1 protein-coding gene is annotated in these 2,492 nt (G+C 61.1%); it reads left to right on the forward strand.

Translation table 11 applies throughout. The features are described from left to right. The coding region (locus tag ISS99_RS00070; protein ID WP_204629525.1) for an AMP-binding protein at positions 1–2,492 on the forward strand (2,492 nt) is incomplete at both ends.

Genomic DNA, 2,492 nt, shown 5'->3' on the forward strand with positions numbered 1-2,492 from the left:
ACCCAAGCCGACATCGACCGCATCGTCGCCCACGTGCCCGGCGGCATCGCCAATATCCAGGACATCTACGCGCTCTCGCCATTGCAGGAAGGCATCCTGTTCCACCATCTTCTGGCGACGGATGGCGATCCGTACCTGATGAACGGCCAGATGGCCTTCGCCAACCGAGTCCTGCTCGATCGCTATCTCGCCGCCATTCAAAACGTCGTGGATCGCCACGACATTTTGCGTACGGCTATTGTCTGGGAAGGTTTGTCCACGCCCGCACAAGTGGTCTGGCGCCAGGCACCTTTGCAGGTAACCGAGTTGACCCTGGACGGGCGAGATGCGCCGATCAGCGAGCAACTCGCGCACCGCTTCGATCCTCGCCGTAGCCGCATCGATCTCGCCCAGGCTCCTCTGCTTCGATTCGTGGTGGCCTACGATCGGGACCATGGGCGTTGGCAAATACTGCAACAACTGCATCACCTGATCAGCGACCACTCCACGCTGGAGATGCTGAATGTCGAAGTACAGGCTTTCCTGGCAGGGCGCGGCAATGCCTTGCGCCCACCACAGCCCTTCCGCAATCTGGTTGCTCAGGCGCGTTTAGGCCTGCCCCAGGAAGAGCATGAACATTTCTTCCGCAGCATGCTCGCGGATATCGACGAGCCCACGACACCCTTTGGTTTGAGCGACGTGCATCGCGACGGTAGCCGCGTCGAGCAGGCTCACTGCAGTCTGCCGCAAGCCCTTCATCATCGCCTGCTCACTCAGGCACGTCGCCTTGGCGTCAACTTGGCCAGCTTGTGTCACTTGGCCTGGGGGCAAGTCGTTGCCAGGACCAGCGGACGCGAATCGGTGGTCTTTGGCACCGTGCTGTTCGGCCGTCTGCAAGGTGGCGAAGGAGCCGATCAGGCAATGGGACTGTTTATCAATACTCTGCCGGTGCGGCTCGATCTCGACGACACGGACGTTGAAACCAGCGTGCGCCGTACGCATGGCCTGTTGGCCGAGTTGCTGCGTCACGAGCACGCCTCGCTCGCCCTGGCGCAGAAGTGCAGCGGTGTCGCTGCAGCGGAGCCCTTATTCAGTGCATTGCTCAATTACCGTCACAATGAAGCACCCATCACCCAGCAGGATGCTTCGACCGATGAAGGAATGGAATGGCTTGGCGCTGAAGAACGCACCAACTACCCCTTCACACTGTCCGTCGAGGATTTTGGCGACCGCCTTGGCCTGACTGCCCAGGTTGTGCAGCCCATTTCTCCCCTGCGTGTCTGTCAGTTCATGCATCGTGCGTTGGAACAATTGGTCGATGCGCTGGAACGGGCACCGCGCACTCCCGTGCGACAACTCGATGTGCTTCCCCCCGAAGAACGCATGCTGCTGCAGACGTTGAATCAGACCGACGCACCGTATCCACAGGATCTGTGCGTCCACCACTGCTTCGAGCAACAGGCGGCGCAAACCCCCGATGCCATCGCCATCACCTTCGAAGACCAGTCGCTCACCTACGCCCAGCTCAATGCGCAAGCCAACCAGCTGGCCCACCACCTGATCGCCGAAGGTGTTCGTCCCGGGCAGTATGTGATCACTTTGATGGAACGCAGCAGTGCACTGGTCGTCGCGCAGTTGGCGATACTCAAGGCCGGTGCCATTTATGTTCCACTCGATCCGCAGACCCCCGCATCGCGCATCGGCTGGATCATCGCCGACTGCTGCGCATGCCGCGTGCTGATTGGCCGCCTCGACGACCTTCCCGCCGGACTCGACATACCGGTCACGGCCATCCCCGCTCACCAGGATGACAGCCTCGTCGCCACCAACCCGGACTTGCCGTGCCACGATGAAGCGCTGGCCTATGCGATGTACACCTCCGGGTCCACCGGCCATCCCAAAGGCGTGCTGGTACCTCACCGGGCGATCAAACGCCTGCTCATCAACAATGGCTATGTCGCCTTCGATGCGCAATCCCGGGTTGCCTTCGCATCCAATCCCGCGTTCGATGCAAGCACCATGGAAATGTGGGGACCCTTGCTCCACGGCGGAAGCATCGTCGTAGTCGATCGGGATTCCGCGCTCGAGTCCTCTCGTTTCGCGCAAATTCTCACTCGTCACGCCGTCACGACGCTGTTCCTGACGACGGCGCTGTTCAATCAGCACGTGCGTACCATCGCACCAGCTTTGGCGCGCCTTACCTATCTATTGTGTGGTGGTGAGCGCAATGATCCGGAGTCGTTCTGGACGCTGTTGAAACAGGGAGGTCCGCAACATCTCATCCATTGCTACGGCCCCACCGAGACCACGACCTTTGCGCTGACGTGCCTCATTGACGAAAGGTATCGGGACCATGCCACGCTTCCGATCGGCCGGCCGATTGCCAACACGCGCATCTATCTCCTGGATGCGCATCGCCAACCGGTGCCGCTGGGCGCGGTCGGCGAGCTCTACATCGGCGGCGCCGGCGTCGCTCGCGGGTATCTCAATCGTCCGGAGTTGACGGCCGAGCG

The sequence above is a fragment of the Dyella mobilis genome (assembly GCF_016904945.1).
In the GTDB taxonomy this organism is placed as follows: Bacteria; Pseudomonadota; Gammaproteobacteria; order Xanthomonadales; family Rhodanobacteraceae; genus Dyella_B; species Dyella_B mobilis.